15 protein-coding genes and 1 pseudogene are annotated in these 16359 nt (G+C 65.7%); 12 read left to right on the top strand and 4 right to left on the bottom strand.

The genetic code is table 11. The features are described 5' to 3' along the window. The first annotated feature begins 109 nt into the window (after positions 1-109). The 8 genes from CHX26_RS11665 (at position 110) to CHX26_RS11635 (ending at position 8323) form a co-directional block, all read left to right on the top strand. Positions 110-1759 carry an electron transfer flavoprotein-ubiquinone oxidoreductase gene (locus CHX26_RS11665; protein WP_104943408.1) on the top strand — a complete coding sequence of 550 codons (1650 nt, stop codon included), beginning with the start codon at positions 110-112 and terminating at the stop codon, positions 1757-1759. Between the two features lie 7 nt (positions 1760-1766). Then, positions 1767-2015, top strand: a complete 249-nt coding sequence (locus tag CHX26_RS15735) for a hypothetical protein (protein ID WP_146107724.1) — start codon at positions 1767-1769, stop codon at positions 2013-2015. 15 nt (positions 2016-2030) lie between these two features. Further along, positions 2031-2846, top strand: a complete 816-nt coding sequence (locus CHX26_RS11660) for a 4-(cytidine 5'-diphospho)-2-C-methyl-D-erythritol kinase (protein ID WP_104942508.1) — start codon at positions 2031-2033, stop codon at positions 2844-2846. 94 nt (positions 2847-2940) lie between these two features. Further along, on the top strand, positions 2941-3657 hold the full coding sequence (locus tag CHX26_RS11655) for an N-formylglutamate amidohydrolase (protein WP_104942507.1): 717 nt from the start codon (positions 2941-2943) through the stop codon (positions 3655-3657). 41 nt (positions 3658-3698) lie between these two features. Continuing rightward, positions 3699-5420: a dihydroxy-acid dehydratase gene (gene ilvD / locus CHX26_RS11650; RefSeq protein WP_104942506.1), complete on the top strand. Its 1722-nt coding sequence runs from the start codon at positions 3699-3701 to the stop codon at positions 5418-5420. 7 nt (positions 5421-5427) lie between these two features. Next, positions 5428-5745, top strand: coding sequence for a hypothetical protein (locus CHX26_RS11645; protein WP_104942505.1), 318 nt, complete (start codon positions 5428-5430; stop codon positions 5743-5745). Beyond that, positions 5742-7130 carry an NAD(P)H-hydrate epimerase gene (locus CHX26_RS11640; RefSeq protein ID WP_104942504.1) on the top strand — a complete coding sequence of 463 codons (1389 nt, stop codon included), beginning with the start codon at positions 5742-5744 and terminating at the stop codon, positions 7128-7130. Before CHX26_RS11645 ends, CHX26_RS11640 begins: the two co-directional genes overlap by 4 nt. Further along, positions 7127-8323 carry a class I SAM-dependent RNA methyltransferase gene (locus CHX26_RS11635; protein ID WP_104942503.1) on the top strand — a complete coding sequence of 399 codons (1197 nt, stop codon included), beginning with the start codon at positions 7127-7129 and terminating at the stop codon, positions 8321-8323. The genes CHX26_RS11640 and CHX26_RS11635 overlap by 4 nt, the downstream gene beginning before the upstream one ends. Here the strand turns inward: CHX26_RS11635 and CHX26_RS11630 are convergent. The 4 genes from CHX26_RS11630 to CHX26_RS11615 all read right to left on the bottom strand — a co-directional run bounded on the left by CHX26_RS11630 (position 8320) and on the right by CHX26_RS11615 (position 11189). Beyond that, the gene (locus CHX26_RS11630) at positions 8320-9111 is read right to left on the bottom strand and encodes a hydrolase 1, exosortase A system-associated (RefSeq protein ID WP_104942502.1); all 792 of its coding nucleotides are present in this window, start codon (positions 9109-9111) and stop codon (positions 8320-8322) included. The genes CHX26_RS11635 and CHX26_RS11630 overlap by 4 nt on opposite strands. Next, the gene (locus CHX26_RS11625; RefSeq protein WP_104942501.1) at positions 9108-9797 is read right to left on the bottom strand and encodes a hypothetical protein; all 690 of its coding nucleotides are present in this window, start codon (positions 9795-9797) and stop codon (positions 9108-9110) included. The genes CHX26_RS11630 and CHX26_RS11625 overlap by 4 nt, the downstream gene beginning before the upstream one ends. A gap of 44 nt (positions 9798-9841) precedes the next feature. Next, complete coding sequence (locus CHX26_RS11620) at positions 9842-10129, bottom strand: acyl carrier protein (protein WP_104942500.1); 288 nt, start codon at positions 10127-10129, stop codon at positions 9842-9844. A gap of 91 nt (positions 10130-10220) precedes the next feature. Beyond that, on the bottom strand, positions 10221-11189 hold the full coding sequence (locus CHX26_RS11615) for a GNAT family N-acetyltransferase (protein ID WP_233997131.1): 969 nt from the start codon (positions 11187-11189) through the stop codon (positions 10221-10223). Positions 11190-11208: 19 nt separating this feature from the next. On the opposite strand from CHX26_RS11615, the gene CHX26_RS11610 reads away from it, so the two are divergent. From CHX26_RS11610 to CHX26_RS11595, 4 genes and pseudogenes are all read left to right on the top strand, one after another. Further along, positions 11209-12747 carry an acyl-CoA ligase (AMP-forming), exosortase A system-associated gene (locus tag CHX26_RS11610; RefSeq protein ID WP_104943406.1) on the top strand — a complete coding sequence of 513 codons (1539 nt, stop codon included), beginning with the start codon at positions 11209-11211 and terminating at the stop codon, positions 12745-12747. Next, positions 12744-13969 (top strand): annotated as a pseudogene (locus CHX26_RS11605) (pyridoxal-dependent decarboxylase, exosortase A system-associated). The gene CHX26_RS11610 and the pseudogene CHX26_RS11605 overlap by 4 nt, the downstream one beginning before the upstream one ends. Before the next feature lie 201 nt (positions 13970-14170). Further along, the gene (locus CHX26_RS11600; protein ID WP_104942499.1) at positions 14171-14812 is read left to right on the top strand and encodes an XrtA/PEP-CTERM system exopolysaccharide export protein; all 642 of its coding nucleotides are present in this window, start codon (positions 14171-14173) and stop codon (positions 14810-14812) included. A gap of 15 nt (positions 14813-14827) precedes the next feature. Next, on the top strand, positions 14828-16354 hold the full coding sequence (locus tag CHX26_RS11595; protein ID WP_104942498.1) for an XrtA system polysaccharide chain length determinant: 1527 nt from the start codon (positions 14828-14830) through the stop codon (positions 16352-16354). The last annotated feature ends 5 nt before the right edge of the window (positions 16355-16359 follow it).

The raw sequence follows: 16359 nt of genomic DNA, 5'->3' as shown, positions 1-16359 counted from the left end.
CCAATGCGGGTCTTGACTGTCAGAGCCCCGCTTAGCAAGTGAGCCGGGATAGCAATTCGCCGGAATGTGCGCCGCGCGCGCCCAAAGCATCAAGGATCAGGAAAGCCCCATGAGCGAACGTGAATCAATGCCCTGCGACGTGGTGATTGTCGGCGGCGGGGTTGCGGGCCTTGCGGCGGCCATCAAGCTCAAGCAGATCAATGCCGATCTGGAAGTGATCGTGCTGGAAAAGGGCTCGGAAATCGGCGCACACATCCTTTCAGGCGCGGTTGTCGATCCCAAGTCGCTCGATGAACTCCTGCCCGAATGGCGCGACATGGGCTGCCCGATGGCGCAGACCCCGGTGACCGACAACTGGCACTGGGTACTGTCGAAGTCGGGCAAGACCTCCATGCCGCACGCGATCATGCCGCCGCTGATGAGCAACCACGGCTGCTACACCGGCAGTCTCGGCAATCTGGCGCGCTGGCTGGCCGAGCAAGCCGAAGGGCTGGGCGTGATGGTGTTCCCCGGCTTCCCGGCGGCCGAGGTGCTGTTCGACGAGAACGGCGCGGTCGCCGGCGTCATCACGCAGGACATGGGCGTTGCCGCCGATGGCAGCCACAAGGGCGATTACCAGCCGGGCATGGAGATCCACGCCAAGTATACCCTGTTTGCCGAGGGAGCGCGCGGGCATCTGACCAAGCAGATGAAGGCGAAGTACGATCTCGAGGCGAACTGCCAGCCGCAGGTCTATGGCCTCGGCATCAAGGAGTTGTGGGACATTGATCCCAAGAAGCACAAGCCGGGCCGCGTGATCCACACGCAGGGCTGGCCGCTCACCGAAAGCGACAGCTGGGGCGGGGGCTTCCTCTACCATCAGGCCAATGGGCAGGTGGCCTTGGGCTTCGTGACCGCGCTCGATTACAAGAACCCCTGGGTCTCGCCCTATCAGGAATTCCAGCGCTGGAAGCAGCACCCGGCGATCCGCGAATATCTCGAAGGCGGCAAGCGCGTGTCCTACGGCGCGCGCGCGATCAACGAGGGCGGCTGGCAGTCCGTGCCCAAGCTCGCCTTCCCCGGCGGCGCGCTGATCGGCTGCGCGGCGGGCTTCGTTAATGTGCCGCGCATCAAGGGCAGCCACACCGCGATGAAGAGCGGGATGCTGGCGGCCGAAAGCATCGCGGCGGCGATTGCGGCGGGTAACGCAAATACCGAACTCGCCGATTACGACGCGGCCGTGCGTTCGAGCTGGATCGCCAAGGAACTCCAGCTGGTGCAGAACGCCCAGCCGGCGGTCGCCAAGTACGGCGGCGACATCGGCACCGCGCTCGCAGGCATCGACATGTGGATGCGCACGCTCAAGATCGGCCTGCCGATCAGCATGAAGCACAAGCCGGACTACACCTACACGGGCCGCGCCGATCTTTACCCGAAGATCGACTACCCCAAGCCCGACGGCGTGATCAGCTTCGATCGCCTCACCAATGTCGCCTACAGCTACACCAACCATGCCGAGGACCAGCCGGTGCACCTGCAGGTGGCCGACCTCGGGCTGCAGAAGGCGAGCGAGCTGGAAGTGTTTGGCGGCCCCTCGGCGCGCTACTGCCCGGCGGGGGTCTATGAATGGCTGACCGACGAAAAGACCGGCGAGCCGAAGTTCCAGATCAACTCGCAGAACTGCGTCCACTGCAAGACCTGCGACATCAAGGACCCCAACCAGAACATCAGCTGGGTGACGCCGGAAGGCGGCGGCGGGCCGAACTATCCGAATATGTGATGGCTACGTGACGGGCCTTTCACGCGTCGGCGCACTGGATATTGCGGGACTGATTTCCGAGCATATCGGCTCTTATGTCGATATGGACTTCATCCAGTTCGTCGCCGTGGAGGGTGACGTAATTGACCTCTGGTATCTGAATAGCGGCGGGGAAGGACCTTCCGTTCACATCCAGCTTCAGAAGGTTGAGGAGCGTTGGGAAGTCGAGCTGAAAGAGCTGCCGCCGGGGACGGAGCAGAACATTGAGGTGCCCTGATCCCATGGCTTACCTGTGACCCTCACCGAAACCGCCTACGCCAAGATCAACCTCGCGCTGCATGTCCGCAGGCGGCGGGAGGACGGGTATCACGAGCTTGAGACCCTGTTCGCCTTCGTCGATGCGGGCGATGTGCTGACGGCTGAGCCTGCCGCGCAGGATAGCGTCACCACGCTGGGCGAGTTTGCGGGGGTGCTGGACAATCCCTTCGACAACCTCGTCGCGCGCGCTCTCAACACCCTTACGCGCCCGGAGGGCCTCGCGGTGACGCTGGAGAAAAACCTTCCCGTCGCGGCGGGTCTCGGCGGCGGGTCGGCGGATGCGGGGGCGGTGTTCCGCATGGTCGAGGCGCTTCATGGGCTGCCCGATGACTGGCAGGCGCGCGCTGCGAAGCTCGGCGCGGATGTGCCTGCCTGCGTCCTCAGCCGCACCCATATCGGCCTCGGCACCGGCACCGAGCAGCTTAAGGTAGAGGACGATCTCGCCGGAACCCCTGTCCTGCTGGTCAACCCGCGCGTGCCACTAAGCACCGGTCCGGTGTTCAAGGCGTGGGCCAGTGTGGGGGACGGCGAGGATCGCGGGGTGCTCCCCCAAGGCCCCGCCTCCAAGATCGCAAGGGAAGGGCGCAACGACCTCGAAGCCCCCGCCATTTCCCTCTGCCCTCAAATCGCCGAGGTGCTGGCGGCCCTGCGCAACACCCGACCGTGGCTCGCCCGCATGTCCGGCTCGGGCGGGACCTGCTTTGCGCTCTACGACAGCCCCGAAGCCCGCGATGCGGCGCAGGCGGCGATGCCGCGCGACTGGTGGACGATGGCGGGGCGGCTGCGGTGAGCGCGCCCCAAGCCAACCCCGTTCGTGTCGAGCGTAGTCGAGACACCGCGCACAGGCCTCTCGACTACGCTCGAGGCGAACGGAGGTGGGAAGGATGACCGCACCCTATCGCCAACTCGGCACGCCCCATCCAGGCGGGATCGTCTGCGCTGCCGACCATGCCAGCAACCGCGTGCCTGCCGACATTGCCCTTGGCATTCCCGAACACCTGTTTCACGAACATATCGCTGTCGACATCGGCACCGAAGCGATTGCCGAATTGCTAGCGCACAAACACGCCATCCCCGCCCACATCGCCGCTGTCAGCCGCCTCGTGTGCGACCTGAACCGCGAGGAGGATGCCCCCGGCCTTGTCCCCGAAGCATCTGACGGCCACCCGATCCCCGGCAATATCGGCGCGGACAGGGAGGCGCGGCTCGCCCGCTTCCACCGCCCCTATCACACCGCGCTGGCCGATTGGCTGGCAGCGGCGGAACCGGCGCTGATCCTCTCGCTCCATTCCTTCACCCCGCGCCTCGAAACCTCGGACGCCGCGCGGCCGTGGGAGGTGGGGGTGCTGTATAACGAGGACGACCGCGCCGCCCGCATCGCCATTCCGCTATTGCAAGCCGAGGGGCTGATGGTCGGCGACAACCTCCCCTATTCGGGGCGAGATCTCAATTACACCATGAACCGCCATGCCGAAGGCGCAGGCCGCGCCTATCTCGGTGTGGAGCTGCGGCAGGATCTGACGCAGACCCCCGAAGATCACGCCCGCTGGGCTGCGCTCTTGGCAAAAATTGCGCAAAGGGTTGCGTCGGCGCTTTGCTAGAGGCAAGGGCGTTTCACAAAATCCCCGCAGCAGGAAATCTTATGTCGCAGAAGTTTGACAAGTCGAAGCTCCCCAGCCGCCACGTCTCGGTCGGGCCGGAGCGCGCGCCGCATCGCTCCTACTACTACGCGATGGGCATGACCGAGGAAGAGATCGCCGCGCCCTTCGTCGGTGTGGTCAGCGCGGGGAACGACTCCGCGCCGTGCAACACCACCTTGAACGCCCAGGCCGATATCTGCCGCGAGGGCGTGATCGCGGGCGGCGGCACGCCCCGGCGGTTCAACACCATCACCGTGACCGACGGCATCGCGATGGGCCACCAGGGCATGAAGTCCTCGCTCATCAGCCGCGAGATCATCGCAGACTCCATCGAGGTTTCGGTCCGAGGCCATTGTTATGACGCGCTTGTCGGCTTTGCGGGCTGCGACAAGAGCCTGCCCGGCATGATGATGGCGATGCTGCGGCTGAACGTGCCGTCGATCTTTGTTTATGGCGGCTCGATCCTGCCCGGCACGCACCGGGGGGCGGACGTGACTGTGGTCGACGTGTTCGAAGCCGTCGGCCAGTTCGCCGCCGGGAACTGCCCGCTGACCGAGTTGATCGCGCTCGAAAAGGTCGCTTGCCCCGGCCACGGCGCTTGCGGCGGCCAGTTCACCGCGAACACCATGGCCTGCGTTGGCGAGGCGATCGGCTTGTCGTTGCCGAACAGCAATATGGCACCCGCACCTTACAGATCACGCGATGATATCGCGGTGGCGGCAGGCAAGCAGGTGATGGAGCTCGTCGCCCGAAACTTGCGTCCGCGCGAGATCTGCACCCGCGAGGCCTTCATGAACGCCGCCCGCGTGGTCGCAGCCACCGGCGGCTCGACCAACGCCGCGCTGCACCTGCCCGCCATGGCGAGTGAATGCGGCATCGACTTTGATCTGTTCGACGTTGCCGAGATTTTCAAATCAACCCCTTACATCGCGGACTTGAAGCCCGGCGGCAAGTATGTCGCAAAGGATATGCACGAGGCGGGCGGGGTCTACATGGCGATGAAGACGCTGCTCGATGGCGGGTTCATTGACCCGAACCCGATCACCGTCACCGGCAAGACCATCGGGGAAAACCTGGAGGAGATCACCTGGAACCCCGATCAGAAGGTGTTCTACGACGTGAAGACCCCGATCACGCCAACCGGCGGCGTCGTCGGCCTGAAAGGCTCGCTCGCCCCGGATGGTGCAATCGTGAAGGTCGCGGGCATGGCGCGCCTGCAATTCTCCGGCCCGGCGCGGGTGTTCGATTGCGAGGAAGATGCCTTCGCCGCCGTCGAAAGCCGCGACATTGCCGAGGGTTGCGTCATCGTCATCCGCTACGAAGGCCCCAAGGGTGGCCCCGGTATGCGCGAGATGCTCTCCACCACCGCCGCGCTCTACGGACAGGGCATGGGCGAGAAGGTCGCGCTGATCACCGACGGGCGGTTCAGCGGCGCGACGCGCGGCTTCTGCATCGGCCATGTCGGCCCGGAAGCGGCGGACTGCGGCCCCATCGCCCTCGTCGAGGACGGCGACATCATCAGCATTGACGCGGTCGCCGGGACCATCGATCTCGAAGTTGACGAGGACGTCCTCGCAGAACGTCGCGCCAAGTGGCAGCCGCGCACCAACGACTATCAGGCGGGGGCGCTATGGCGCTATAGTCAGGTCGTCGGCAAGGCGCGCTACGGGGCGATCACGCACCCGGGTGCCAAGGCGGAAACCCATGTCTTTGCGGACATCTAGCACGTTTATGGCCATGGCCCTGCTGGCGGCCTGCGGAAGCGAACGCCCGCCGCCGGGGGACGAGATTGTTTGCGCAATCGGTGCAGGCGCGGATTTTTCGCCTGTATGCACGCTCGAACAGGCCAGTGGTGGGCAGTATGTGCTGCATCATCCTGACGGCGGGTTCCGTCGGCTCACACTTGATCCGGCAAGCGGAGAACTTGCGGCGCGTGACGGAGCTGACCCCTTTGTCGTGGAACGTGTGGCCGATGGGCTGCTCCAAATCGCCCTCGGTGCGGATCGCTACCGTATTCCGCAGTCCATGCTCCAGCCGCCTGTCTCATGAGCTTGAGCCAGGTTCTCACAGCCGAACAGATGCGCGCCGCCGAGCAGGCGCTGTTTGACGAAGGGATCAGCGTTTCCGACCTGATGGAGACCGCCGCCGGGGGCGCAGCGGAGTGGATCCGCCGGGTCGCAGCGGGGCGCCCGGTGACGGTGCTGTGCGGCCCAGGCAATAATGGCGGCGATGGCTATGTCATTGCCCGCCGCCTGCGCGACGCAGGGAACAGCGTTACCGTGATCGCGCCGCTCGCGCCCGCCACGGACGCCGCCAAAGAGGCGAAGCGCCGCTGGGGCGGGGCGGTGGTCACGTCAGGAGCGACGGGTGGCGATGTGGTTGTCGATTGCCTGTTCGGATCGGGCCTCGCCCGTCCGCTGATCCCTGAGCACGCCCTGCTCCTGCGCGATCTTGCCGCGCGACACCGTTACCGGGTGGCGGTGGATGTGCCTTCGGGAATCGCCAGCGACAGTGGTGCGGTGCTGAACGAAAAGCTTCCTGCCTATGATGTGACGCTGGCCCTTGGTGCTTGGAAGTTTGCGCATTGGAGCCTGCCGGGCCGCGCGCTGATGGGGCAGATGCGGCTTGTGCCCATCGGGATCGCGGGCGTGGACGGCGCGGCACAGGTCGTCAGCCGGCCGAAGCTCTTTGTCCCCCCGGCCGACAGTCACAAATATCGCCGGGGCCTGCTCGGCATCGTTGGCGGAGCCATGCCCGGCGCGAGCCTGCTAGCCGCGGCCGCCGCGCAGGGCGCAGGCGCAGGCTATGTGAAGCTGCTCGCCTCGCAGGCCGACCCGCGCACGCCGCCAGACGTGGTCACGGACAGCGCGCCGCTGGACGAGGCGCTGTCAGACCCGCGCATGGCCACTGCGCTGGTCGGGCCAGGGCTGGGGCGCGACGCATCGGCGCTGGCAAAGCTGAGTGAGGCCCTGGCCCATGCGAAGACGCTGGTGCTCGATGCGGATGCACTCGTGCTGCTTGCGCCCGCTATGCTCGCCCGTGATTTGCCGATCCTTGCCACCCCGCATGACGGAGAGCTGGAAGCCCTGTGCCGTGCCTTCGGGGTGATTGCCGAGGGGCGCCGCGCCCGCGCAGTCGCCTTGGCGAGGGTCAGTGGGATGGTGGTTCTGGCGAAGGGGCCGGACAGCGTGATCGCCGCGCCCGATGGCAGGTTGGCGCTGGGGATACCTGCGCCGAGCTGGCTTTCGGTGGCAGGGACGGGCGATGTCCTCGCAGGCATTGCCGCAAGTCGCATGGCCACGGGCAGCGATCCTTTCTCTGCCGCCTGCGAGGCGCTGTGGCTTCATGGCGATGCGGCGCGCCGCGCTGGCCCGGCTTTCACGCCGTCGCAGCTTGCCGAAAGGGTATCGGAGGCGCTAGCGGCCTGTTTGTGACCGCTTCCGAACCCATCATCCGCCTCGCCGCCAAGGGCGACGGCGTGACCGCCTCCGGTCGCCATGTCGCAGGCGCGGTGCCGGGCGATGTGGTCGACGGGTACGGGGCAATCACGCCCGGGCCGCACCATATCCTGCCTGCCTGCCGCCACTTCGGCACCTGCGGCGGGTGCCAGTTGCAGCACGTCGATGATGCGATGCTGGCCGATTTCGTGCGCGACCGTGTGGTCAACGCGGCGAAGGGGCAGGGGCTGGAGCCTGACGAACTGCTTCCCGTGCATCTGTCTCCCCCGCATACCCGCCGCCGCGCGGGGCTGCATGGCCTTCGCACAGCCAGGGGCGCGGTGCTGGGATACCGCGAGGGCGGATCGCATCGCGTTGTCGATCTGGCCGAGTGTCCGGTGCTGCACCCCGCGCTCGCCGCTCTGATCGCGCCCTTGAGCAAGTTCGTCGCCACGCATGGCCCCAAGGGGATGGTGGGGATTGATCTGACGCTGGCCGATCAGGGGGTGGAAGCAAACCTCACCCACTTTCCGCTCGAAGGGCTGGGGCCGACCGAAGCAGCGCTCGATTTCGCGCGCGAACAAGGGCTTGCGCGGCTCACGATTGATCAGGGTTACGGGCCTGAGACCATGTGGGAGCCAGAACCCGTCACAGTGACGCTCGCCGGGGTTCCGGTCAGCCTTCCGCCCGGCGCCTTTCTTCAGGCGACTCATGATGCCGAAGCCCGGATGGCCGTTGATGCCGCCGATTGGCTCGCTTCTGCGCGGGTGGTCGCCGATCTGTTCGGGGGTCTCGGCACCTTCGCCTTTGCGCTCAGAGAGGGGCGCAAGGTGCTCGCCGTCGAGGCCGAGCGCGCGGCGCATCTTGCCTGCAAGACCGCCGGAGCGCTGTCGGGTGGGCAGGTGTTGGCGCTGCACCGTGATCTGTTCCGATCGCCGCTCCAGCCGGCTGAATTGAACCGCTTCGACGCCGTGCTGCTTGATCCCCCCCGCGCCGGAGCCCGCGCGCAAGTCGCCGAGATTGCGCAAAGCACGGTTGCACGGCTGGTCTATGTCAGCTGCAACCCGTCAAGCTGGGCGCGCGATGCGGCGATGCTGACCGAGGCAGGTTTCCGGCTTGTCAAGTTGCGCCCTGTCGGCCAGTTCCGCTGGTCTACCCATGTGGAATTGGTTAGCTATTTCGAGCGTTAGGCGCGTAAGCTCGCAAGGATCTGAGCCGTCAGCCAGTCGCGATGTTCCGGCTCGACATAGGCGTGGCCTGCCCCCTCGCAACGATAGATGCGCGGATCACCCTTGTCCCATGCTTCCTCGAACACTTGTGCTGTGCGGTCAGCGGTGGCGAGCAGGATCCGCACATGGCCGCTGAAGCCCGCCAGCCCCTCGGCCATCTCTGTTGCAAGACTGGAGGGCGGCGGGGGCGGTCGCAGGGCTTGGACAAGACCTTGGGCAAGCTTGGACAGGTTCACGCCTCCGCTCAGCAAGCGGATGACTTCACGTGGATTCTTGAGCTTTTCGAGGTAACGCGCGCGGATCGCTGCGGGGGGCGGGGCGTCGTGCGCGGCACCGCCAGTCGCGCTGTGTTCGATGGTCCAGGGATTGGACAGCACCAGCCCGTCACAACCTGCACCGCCTGCCAGCATCAAAGCCGAAGCGGCATCGCAATTGCCGAAAGCGATGACTCGGCCCATCTGCGGCACCATCGCGCGAAATGCGTCAATTGCGGCGGCTATATCTTTGGCTGAATGACGAAATCCCCGATTTTCGCCCTCGCTGTCACCGATCCCGCGGCGGTCGAAGCGGAACACCGGGAAGCCGGCGGCGGCGATCCGTGCGGCCATGTCGGCCTGCCCGCCAAAAGCGCCGCTGCGGATCTCGTTGCCGCCACTCACGATCAGCAGACCCGTGCTGCCCGGTGCGGTGTCAAGCGTGCCAACAAGGGTCCGGCTGCCGCAAGCAAAAGTGTGAGAAAGTCGCGTCATGACGCTGTAATACCAATGCTTTCAGCGATCAATGCGGCCAGTCGCTCTGCTTGCCCTGCGTCCTCGTCCGGCTCGGCGCGCAGCCACAATCCCGGGCCACCGATGGCGCTCTGACCGATTTCAGACGTACATGAGGCAGGTTGGGCCTCGGCACCTTCGAGTGCGCGGAACATCGCAGGCCCGATAGTCCAGCCGCCCAGGACCAGACCGGAATTGCGACCTTGCGCCGTAAGGCTCTCGGAAGTCTCGGAAATTCCGGCTTCGCGCGCAGCGATGGTGCGGGCGCGGATCATCCCGCGCAGCAGTTTCGGGCCGGATTGGGACGCATAGTGCCAGCCGGGAAGGTGAGCAGGCGCGAGCAACGCACCGGCGCGGATCGCCAGCACATGGGTTGCTCCCAGTGCCTGCGCGGCGGCTTCCATCGCTGTACGCCAGCCTTCAAGTGTCTGTTTTTCCAGCGGTGCAAGGCTCTCGTTGCACCCCGGCAGATCGGGTAGCAGGCTGTCGATCCCGGCCGCATCGAGCCGCCGCATCACCTCGACCGTAAAGCGCCGCAGCTTGTTCGCTTCATCGAACCACGCAGGGCACACCAATATCCGCACCGCCCTGCCACGATCGAAGGCAAGCAGCAGTTCCTCGCCCTCCGAGGCGCCATCAAGCGGGGGTTTGTTCCACGTGAAAATCACGCAAGCTCTCCCCTGGAGGGGGTCAAAAGGCGGGCTAAGGCGGTCTAGCGGTGGGCAAGCTTGGCCTGCGCGAAAGCGAGCAGGCCACCATAGGTTTCCAGCATTTCGCCGGTCACATCGTCATCCTCGATCACGATGCCGAGCCGGTCTTCCATTTCGGTGAGGAGCCCTGCGACCGCCATCGAATCCAGCTCCGGCAAGTGGCCGAACAGTCCCGACTCAGGGCCGAAGGCATCGGCCTGCGACGGATCGAGGCCTAGCACGTCGGCGATCAAGCTCTTGAGTTCGCGGTCAAGCCCAGCTTCGCTGTCGATGTTCGCAGAGGTGTTCATCTGTGCCGAAATCCCTGTTCCAGGCTGTGGCGGCGGGGCTTAGCCATGCGCGGGCGCGGGTGCAAGCATTGCCGGGCGCGCAGAGCATCCCTTACCCGCGCCGGAGCAGCCGCTTGGCGAGCGCGGGCCAGCTGCGAAGGTGCGCCGGATCGAGGCAATCGATGCGGAAACGCGGGCGCACCTCATCCATCCAGTCAGCCTTGTAGCTCTGGTCCCCGGTGCCGAAATCGACCAGGCGAACCTTGTCGATGTCGATCACGTGCTGGAACAGCGCGGCGGTGAGTGTCGTCCCGGCGGACAGCGGCTTGTGGCTTTCCAGATGGGCCAGCTTGTGGATGTAGGCCACGCCGTTCTCGACCGTCCAGCACTGCGCCGCAACCGCCAGCCCATCGGCGCGGGCGACCCCGAGCCGCAGCCGTCCCGCCATGCCCTCGGCTTCAGCGAAAGCACGCAGCATGGCGGGCTGATCCTCGGCCGGTTTCCAGCTTGCGGCATAGATCGCCTCGTAATCGGCCCATACAGCCGCGTCGAAATGGGTCAGCACCTCGACTTCAACCCTCTTCGCCTTGCGCTTCAGCGTGGTGCGCAAGGGGCCGGGGCGGGTCTCCCAGTATTCGGCAAAGCTGCGGCCCTTGACCGGCAGGATGTGGTTGGTGTCGCAAGGCTCCACCATCACCTGCCAGCCTGCCGCCCGGAACGCGCGAGCGAGCCTTTCAGCCGAGCCATCCTCGCCTGGCACGGGTTCGAGCGTGACGCGCCACCCGCGCTGCTTCAGTTGACAGGCAATGGCAAGCAGCAAGCGGTCGCCGGCCGCGCCCGGCGGAGCAAGCTCGCGCCAGGTAAAGCTGTACCAGTTGCGCAAGGGCGTGATCCGCCCTGCATCCTGCGTTAAAGCGAGGGCGGCCGTTTTATCGGCGTCGCTGGCAATCGCGATCAGCGGGGTGAGTCCGGTGTCGGCAAGCAGCGCGTACCACTCTGCGCGATCGAACGGCGCAGCGGTCCCTGAAGCAGACAGCGCTTGCAAGACGTTAACGCTATCGTGATACCGCGCTTCGATCACTGAAAGAATGCTCCTGACCATGCCACCGCAGCCCGATCCCTCTCCGAGGCCCCTCGACCACCTTGCCGAACTGGCAGGGGTGGCGGGACGCGGCGAGGCACCGGCGCTGGTGCTCAAGGCCAGCACCCTTAACCACAATCAGTTAAGACAGCGTGTGGGCCAGCTTGCGATGTGGCTGACCGATATGCTGCCCGAGCCCGGCGCACGCGTCGCAAGCTGGGCGGCGAAAGGGGAGCTCACCTGCCTTCTGCCGCTTGCGGCGGCGCGGGCCGGGCTGGTGCATGTGCCGGTCAATCCGCTGCTCAAGCGCGCGCAGGTCGCGCATATCCTCGCCGATAGCGGCGCAAGGCTGCTGATCGGGACAGGCTCGCGGCTTGCCTCGCTGGAGCCGGGCGATCTGCCGCCCGGATGCGCCGCGTTGGGAGAGAGCGAGGCCTTGCAGATGGCCGACCGGTTCGGCGCGCTCGGCCCGTCGCGCCTTGATCCTTCCGAACTGGCCGCGATCCTCTACACGTCCGGCTCGACCGGCAAGCCCAAGGGGGTGATGCTGAGCCATGCCAACATGTGGCTGGGCGCGGTGAGCGTGGCGCATTATCTCGGGCTGGCGGGGGATGACGTCACGTTGGCGGTGCTGCCGTTGTCGTTTGATTACGGGCAAAACCAGCTTTTGAGCACATGGTATGCAGGCGGGTGTGTGGTGCCGCTCGATTTCCTGTTCCCCAAGGATGTCGCCAAGGCCTGCGCCAAGCATGGCGTGACGACCCTCGCCGCGGTGCCGCCCTTGTGGGTGCAACTGACCGAGATCGAGTGGCCTGCCGAAGCTGCCAAGCCTCTCCGTCGGCTGACCAACAGCGGCGGGGCGCTGACGGTGGAGCTGGTGCGCAGCCTTCGGGCGATGTTTCCGGATGCGCGGCTGTTCCCGATGTATGGGCTGACCGAGGCGTTCCGCTCGACCTTCCTCGATCCGGCGCTGGTCGATCGCCACCCGACCTCGATGGGCAAGGCGATACCCTTCGCCGAGATCCTCGTGGTGAACGACGCAGGCGACATCGCGGCGGATGGCGAAGAGGGCGAGCTTGTCCATTGCGGCCCGCTCGTGGCGCAGGGCTATTGGCAGGACGCAGAGCGCACGGCGGAACGCTTCAAGCCTGCGCCTGCCGCCTCGCAATATGGCGGAATGGCGGTGTTTTCGGGCGACCGGGTCAAGCGCGACGCAGACGGGTTGCTCTATTTTGCCGGACGGCGCGATGCGATGATCAAGAGCGCGGGCAACCGGATTTCCCCGCAGGAGATCGAGGAAGCGGCGCTTGCCACTGGGTTTGCGGTCGAAGCCGTGGCGCTGGCGGTGCCGCATGCAAGGCTGGGGCAGGCGGTGCATCTGGTGGTGCGCGGCGATCCCGAGGGGGCCGAGGCGCTGGCCAAGCAGCTTCAGCGCGATCTTCCCAACTTCATGCAGCCGCAGCATATCCATTGGCGCGAGGCCATGCCGCTCAATCCCAATGGCAAGATCGACCGCATAGCCTTGCAGGCGGAACTCAACAAGGAATGTGGCGCATGAAGCCCGTCGGCCCGATCCCCCCGGCTTCGAGACTATCAATGGCGAACTCGCCATCGGCGGCAAGCGCGCGAGCGAACTGGTGGCCGAGGCAGGTCGCACGCCGGTATTCGTCTATTCCCGCGCGCTGCTGGATGCCCGCGTGGCGGAGTTGCGCGCGGCGCTGCCAAAGCGTGTCGGGGTGAATTATGCGGTCAAGGCCAACCCGCACCCGCTGGTGATCGCTCATATGGCAGGCCAAGTCGACGGGTTCGACATCGCCTCTGGGGGCGAACTTGCGCTGTGCCAAGCGGCAGGGATCGACCCTGCACGGATCAGCTTCGCCGGGCCGGGCAAGCGCGACGACGAGCTTGAGGCTGCCATCGCCGCCGGGGTCACGCTCAATTGCGAGAGCGAGGGCGAGGGATTGCGTGCGCTCGCCATCGGCCAGCGTATCGGCGCGGCGCCGCGCATCGCGGTGCGGGTCAATCCCAGCTTCGTGATGACCGGATCGGGCATGAAGATGGGCGGCGGGGCCAAGCAATTCGGCGTCGATGCCGACAAGGTGCCGATGCTTGCCAAACGTTTGATTGCAGAAGGGGCCGAATGGCGCGGCCTGCATATCTTCACAGGCAGTCAGACCCTTAGCGCCGACGCGATCATCGAAGCGCAGGCCAATGTCCTTGCCCTCGCAGCCGAGCTGACCGAGGCGATCGGCCATGGCTGCCCCAAGCTCAACATGGGCGGGGGGCTGGGCATTCCCTATTTTCCGGGCGATACCCCGGTCGATCTGCCGAGGGTCGGCGCGGCGCTGGCTGAGCGGCTCGAACGTCTTCCACCTGCGCTGGCCGATACCAAACTGTGCATGGAACTGGGCCGCTATCTGGTGGGTGAAGCGGGGGTTTACCTCTGCCGCGTGATCGACCGCAAGGAAAGCCACGGGACGACATTCCTTGTGACTGACGGCGGGCTGCATCATCAGCTGGCCGCTTCGGGGAATTTCGGCACGGTGGTTCGGCGCAACTATCCTTCAGCGATTGCGACACGTTTCGGTGCGGAACCGAGCGAGGAGGTCAACATCGTCGGCTGCCTTTGCACCCCGCTCGATCGCCTGGCCGACAACGCCATGATGCCGCGCGCCGAGGTGGGCGATCTGGTCGCGGTTTTCTGCGCCGGAGCCTATGGGGCCAGCGCCTCGCCTTCGGCCTTTCTCGGCCATGGCCCGGCCGCCGAACTGCTGGTCTGACGGGCTGACCGTAGCGCCCTGTTAACCCGCGGCAAACCCCTGTCCCGTTTCGGGAAGGGGGCGGATTTGCGGCTGTATAACTAACAATATGTTCACCATTTCCGGCGACAAGCGGTTCGATACCCGGGCCGCACGTGTCGCAGGTCGCTCCTGCGTGCTGCACGTGCGGCCCGTCACGAACTGGCCAAGGATCCATAACCAATGCTGTACCCTCTGCCCCTCAAGCGTCTCGCGGCTCTCGGCCTTGCGGCTGTTCTGCTCGCAGGCTGCGGCGGCGGCGGCCCGCAACTCCCGCCCGTCAATTATGGCGATGGCTCCGTTGCCCCATCGGAGGAATACACCATCGGCCCGCTTGACGAGATCACCATCCACGTCTGGCGCAACCCTGAACTTTCCGCCGACAAGGTTCGCGTGCGTCCTGATGGCCGCCTGACGATCCCGCTGGTGCAGGACATCCCGGCGGTGGGCAAGACCGCGACCCAGTTGCAGGACTACATCGCCGGCGAACTGTCCAAGTATATCGAGCAGCCGATTGTTTCGGTGATCGTCAACACGCCCGAAGGCAACTTCACCCAGCAGGTGCGCATCATCGGCGCGACGCCGCAGCCGGCCTCGCTCCCGTTCCGGGCCAACATGACGGCTCTTGATGCGATGATCGCGGTGGGGGGGCTCAACGAATTTGCCGCTGGCAACCGCGCCAAGCTCATCCGGCTCAACCGCGAAACCGGCAAGCAGGTGGAATACCGCCTGCGCCTGTCGGACCTCATCCGACGGGGTGATGCCAGCGCCAATGTCATGCTCAAGCCCGGCGACACCATCATCATCCCCGAGAGCCGGTTCTAAGGCGGGCGTGGGGGCATGAGCGAGATCTTCGACGAACTGCGCGCCGCGCTGTGGTCGGTCTGGCACCGGCGCTGGATCGCGATTGCCGCGGCCTGGGGCGTATGCCTGCTGGGCTGGCTGGTGATCGCGATGATCCCGAACAGCTACGAGAGCAAGGCGCGCGTCTATGTCGATGTGCAGGACGTCCTGTCCAAGCAGCTTGGCATTGCCGGTGACGGCAAGGAAGAGATCATGCGCGTGCGGCAGACCCTGTCGAGTGCCAAGAATCTCGAAAAGGTCATCACCTCGACCCGCCTTGGCGAAGGCATTACCGAGCGCGGTGCGCTGGATGCCGCAATCGGCGAACTCGAAAAGAAGGTGAAGGTGACGAGCGAGCAGGACAACCTGTTCGAAATCACCGCCGCCATTGGCCACGGCGATCTGTCCGATGCCGAAAACGCCGTGCTGGCGCGCGATGTGGTGCAGAAGCTGCTCGATATCCTGCGCGAGGAACACATCATCGGCAACCGTGCCGGGATCAGTTCTGCCATCGGCGATCTCGACCGCCAACTCGATGAGCGCAAGCTCGAACTCGAGGAAGCCGAACAGCGCCGCCTCGCCTTCGAGGCGCAATATCCCGATCTGGTCGGCGGTTCGGACAGCCTGTCGTCCAAGGTCCAGCAGGCGCGCACCGAGTTGCGCAATGTTGATGCGGATCTCGCTGCCGCGCAAAGCGGGCTGGCAGCGATTGCGAACCAGATGGCTGGCACCCCGCGGACGGTTCCTGGCGCTGCGGGAGGCCCGGCGATGGGGCCGCGCGCTGCCCTGCTTCAGGCACAGACCCAGCTTGCCGAACTGCGCGCACGCGGTCTGACCGATAGCCACCCCGATGTTGTTTCGACCACCAAGCAGGTCGCGGTGCTGACCAAGCAGGCCGCTGCAGCGGGTGATGATGCGGGCGGGGTGCCGAACCCTGCCTATGCCTCGCTGGTGGCGATCCGCAGCGAACGTCAGGCCACGGTCGAGGCGCTTCAGGCCCGCCGCGCGGCGCTGCAGAGCAATTTTGCTGCACTGATGGCCAGTCAGGCCAGCGAGCCGGCGATTGCGGCCGAGGCCAACCGCATCAGCCGCGATTACGATGTGCTGCGTCAGAACTACGAAAAGCTGCTGCAGGACCGCGAGGCATTGCGCACGCGCGGCAAGGTCGAGGACAAGGCCAGCCAGTTCCGTTTCGACATCATCCAGCAGCCCACCGTGCCGCAGAAACCGGCGGCGCCAAATCGCCCGTTGCTGCTGTTGGGCGTGCTGATTGTCGGTCTGGGTGCCGGGGTCGCGGGGGCCTATGCTTTGGGCCAGCTCAAATCGAGCTTTGCCACGCCGCAGAAGCTCGAACGGGCATTCGATCTGCCGGTGATCGGTTCGATCTCGCTGACCGTCTCGGATGCCGCGCGGGTCGTTGAACGGCGCCGTCTTAAGCAGTTTGCCGGGGCCTGTGCAGGGCTTGGCGTGATGTTCGTGATCCTGCTTGCGATCGAGGTCGTCTCGGTCGGAGCGATGGCCTGAGGACG

This window comes from Porphyrobacter sp. HT-58-2 (genome assembly GCF_002952215.1).
Classification (GTDB): domain Bacteria; phylum Pseudomonadota; class Alphaproteobacteria; order Sphingomonadales; family Sphingomonadaceae; genus Erythrobacter.
The sequence above is the reverse complement of the archived record's forward strand: the minus strand, read 5'-3'. Positions and strand labels throughout refer to the sequence as shown.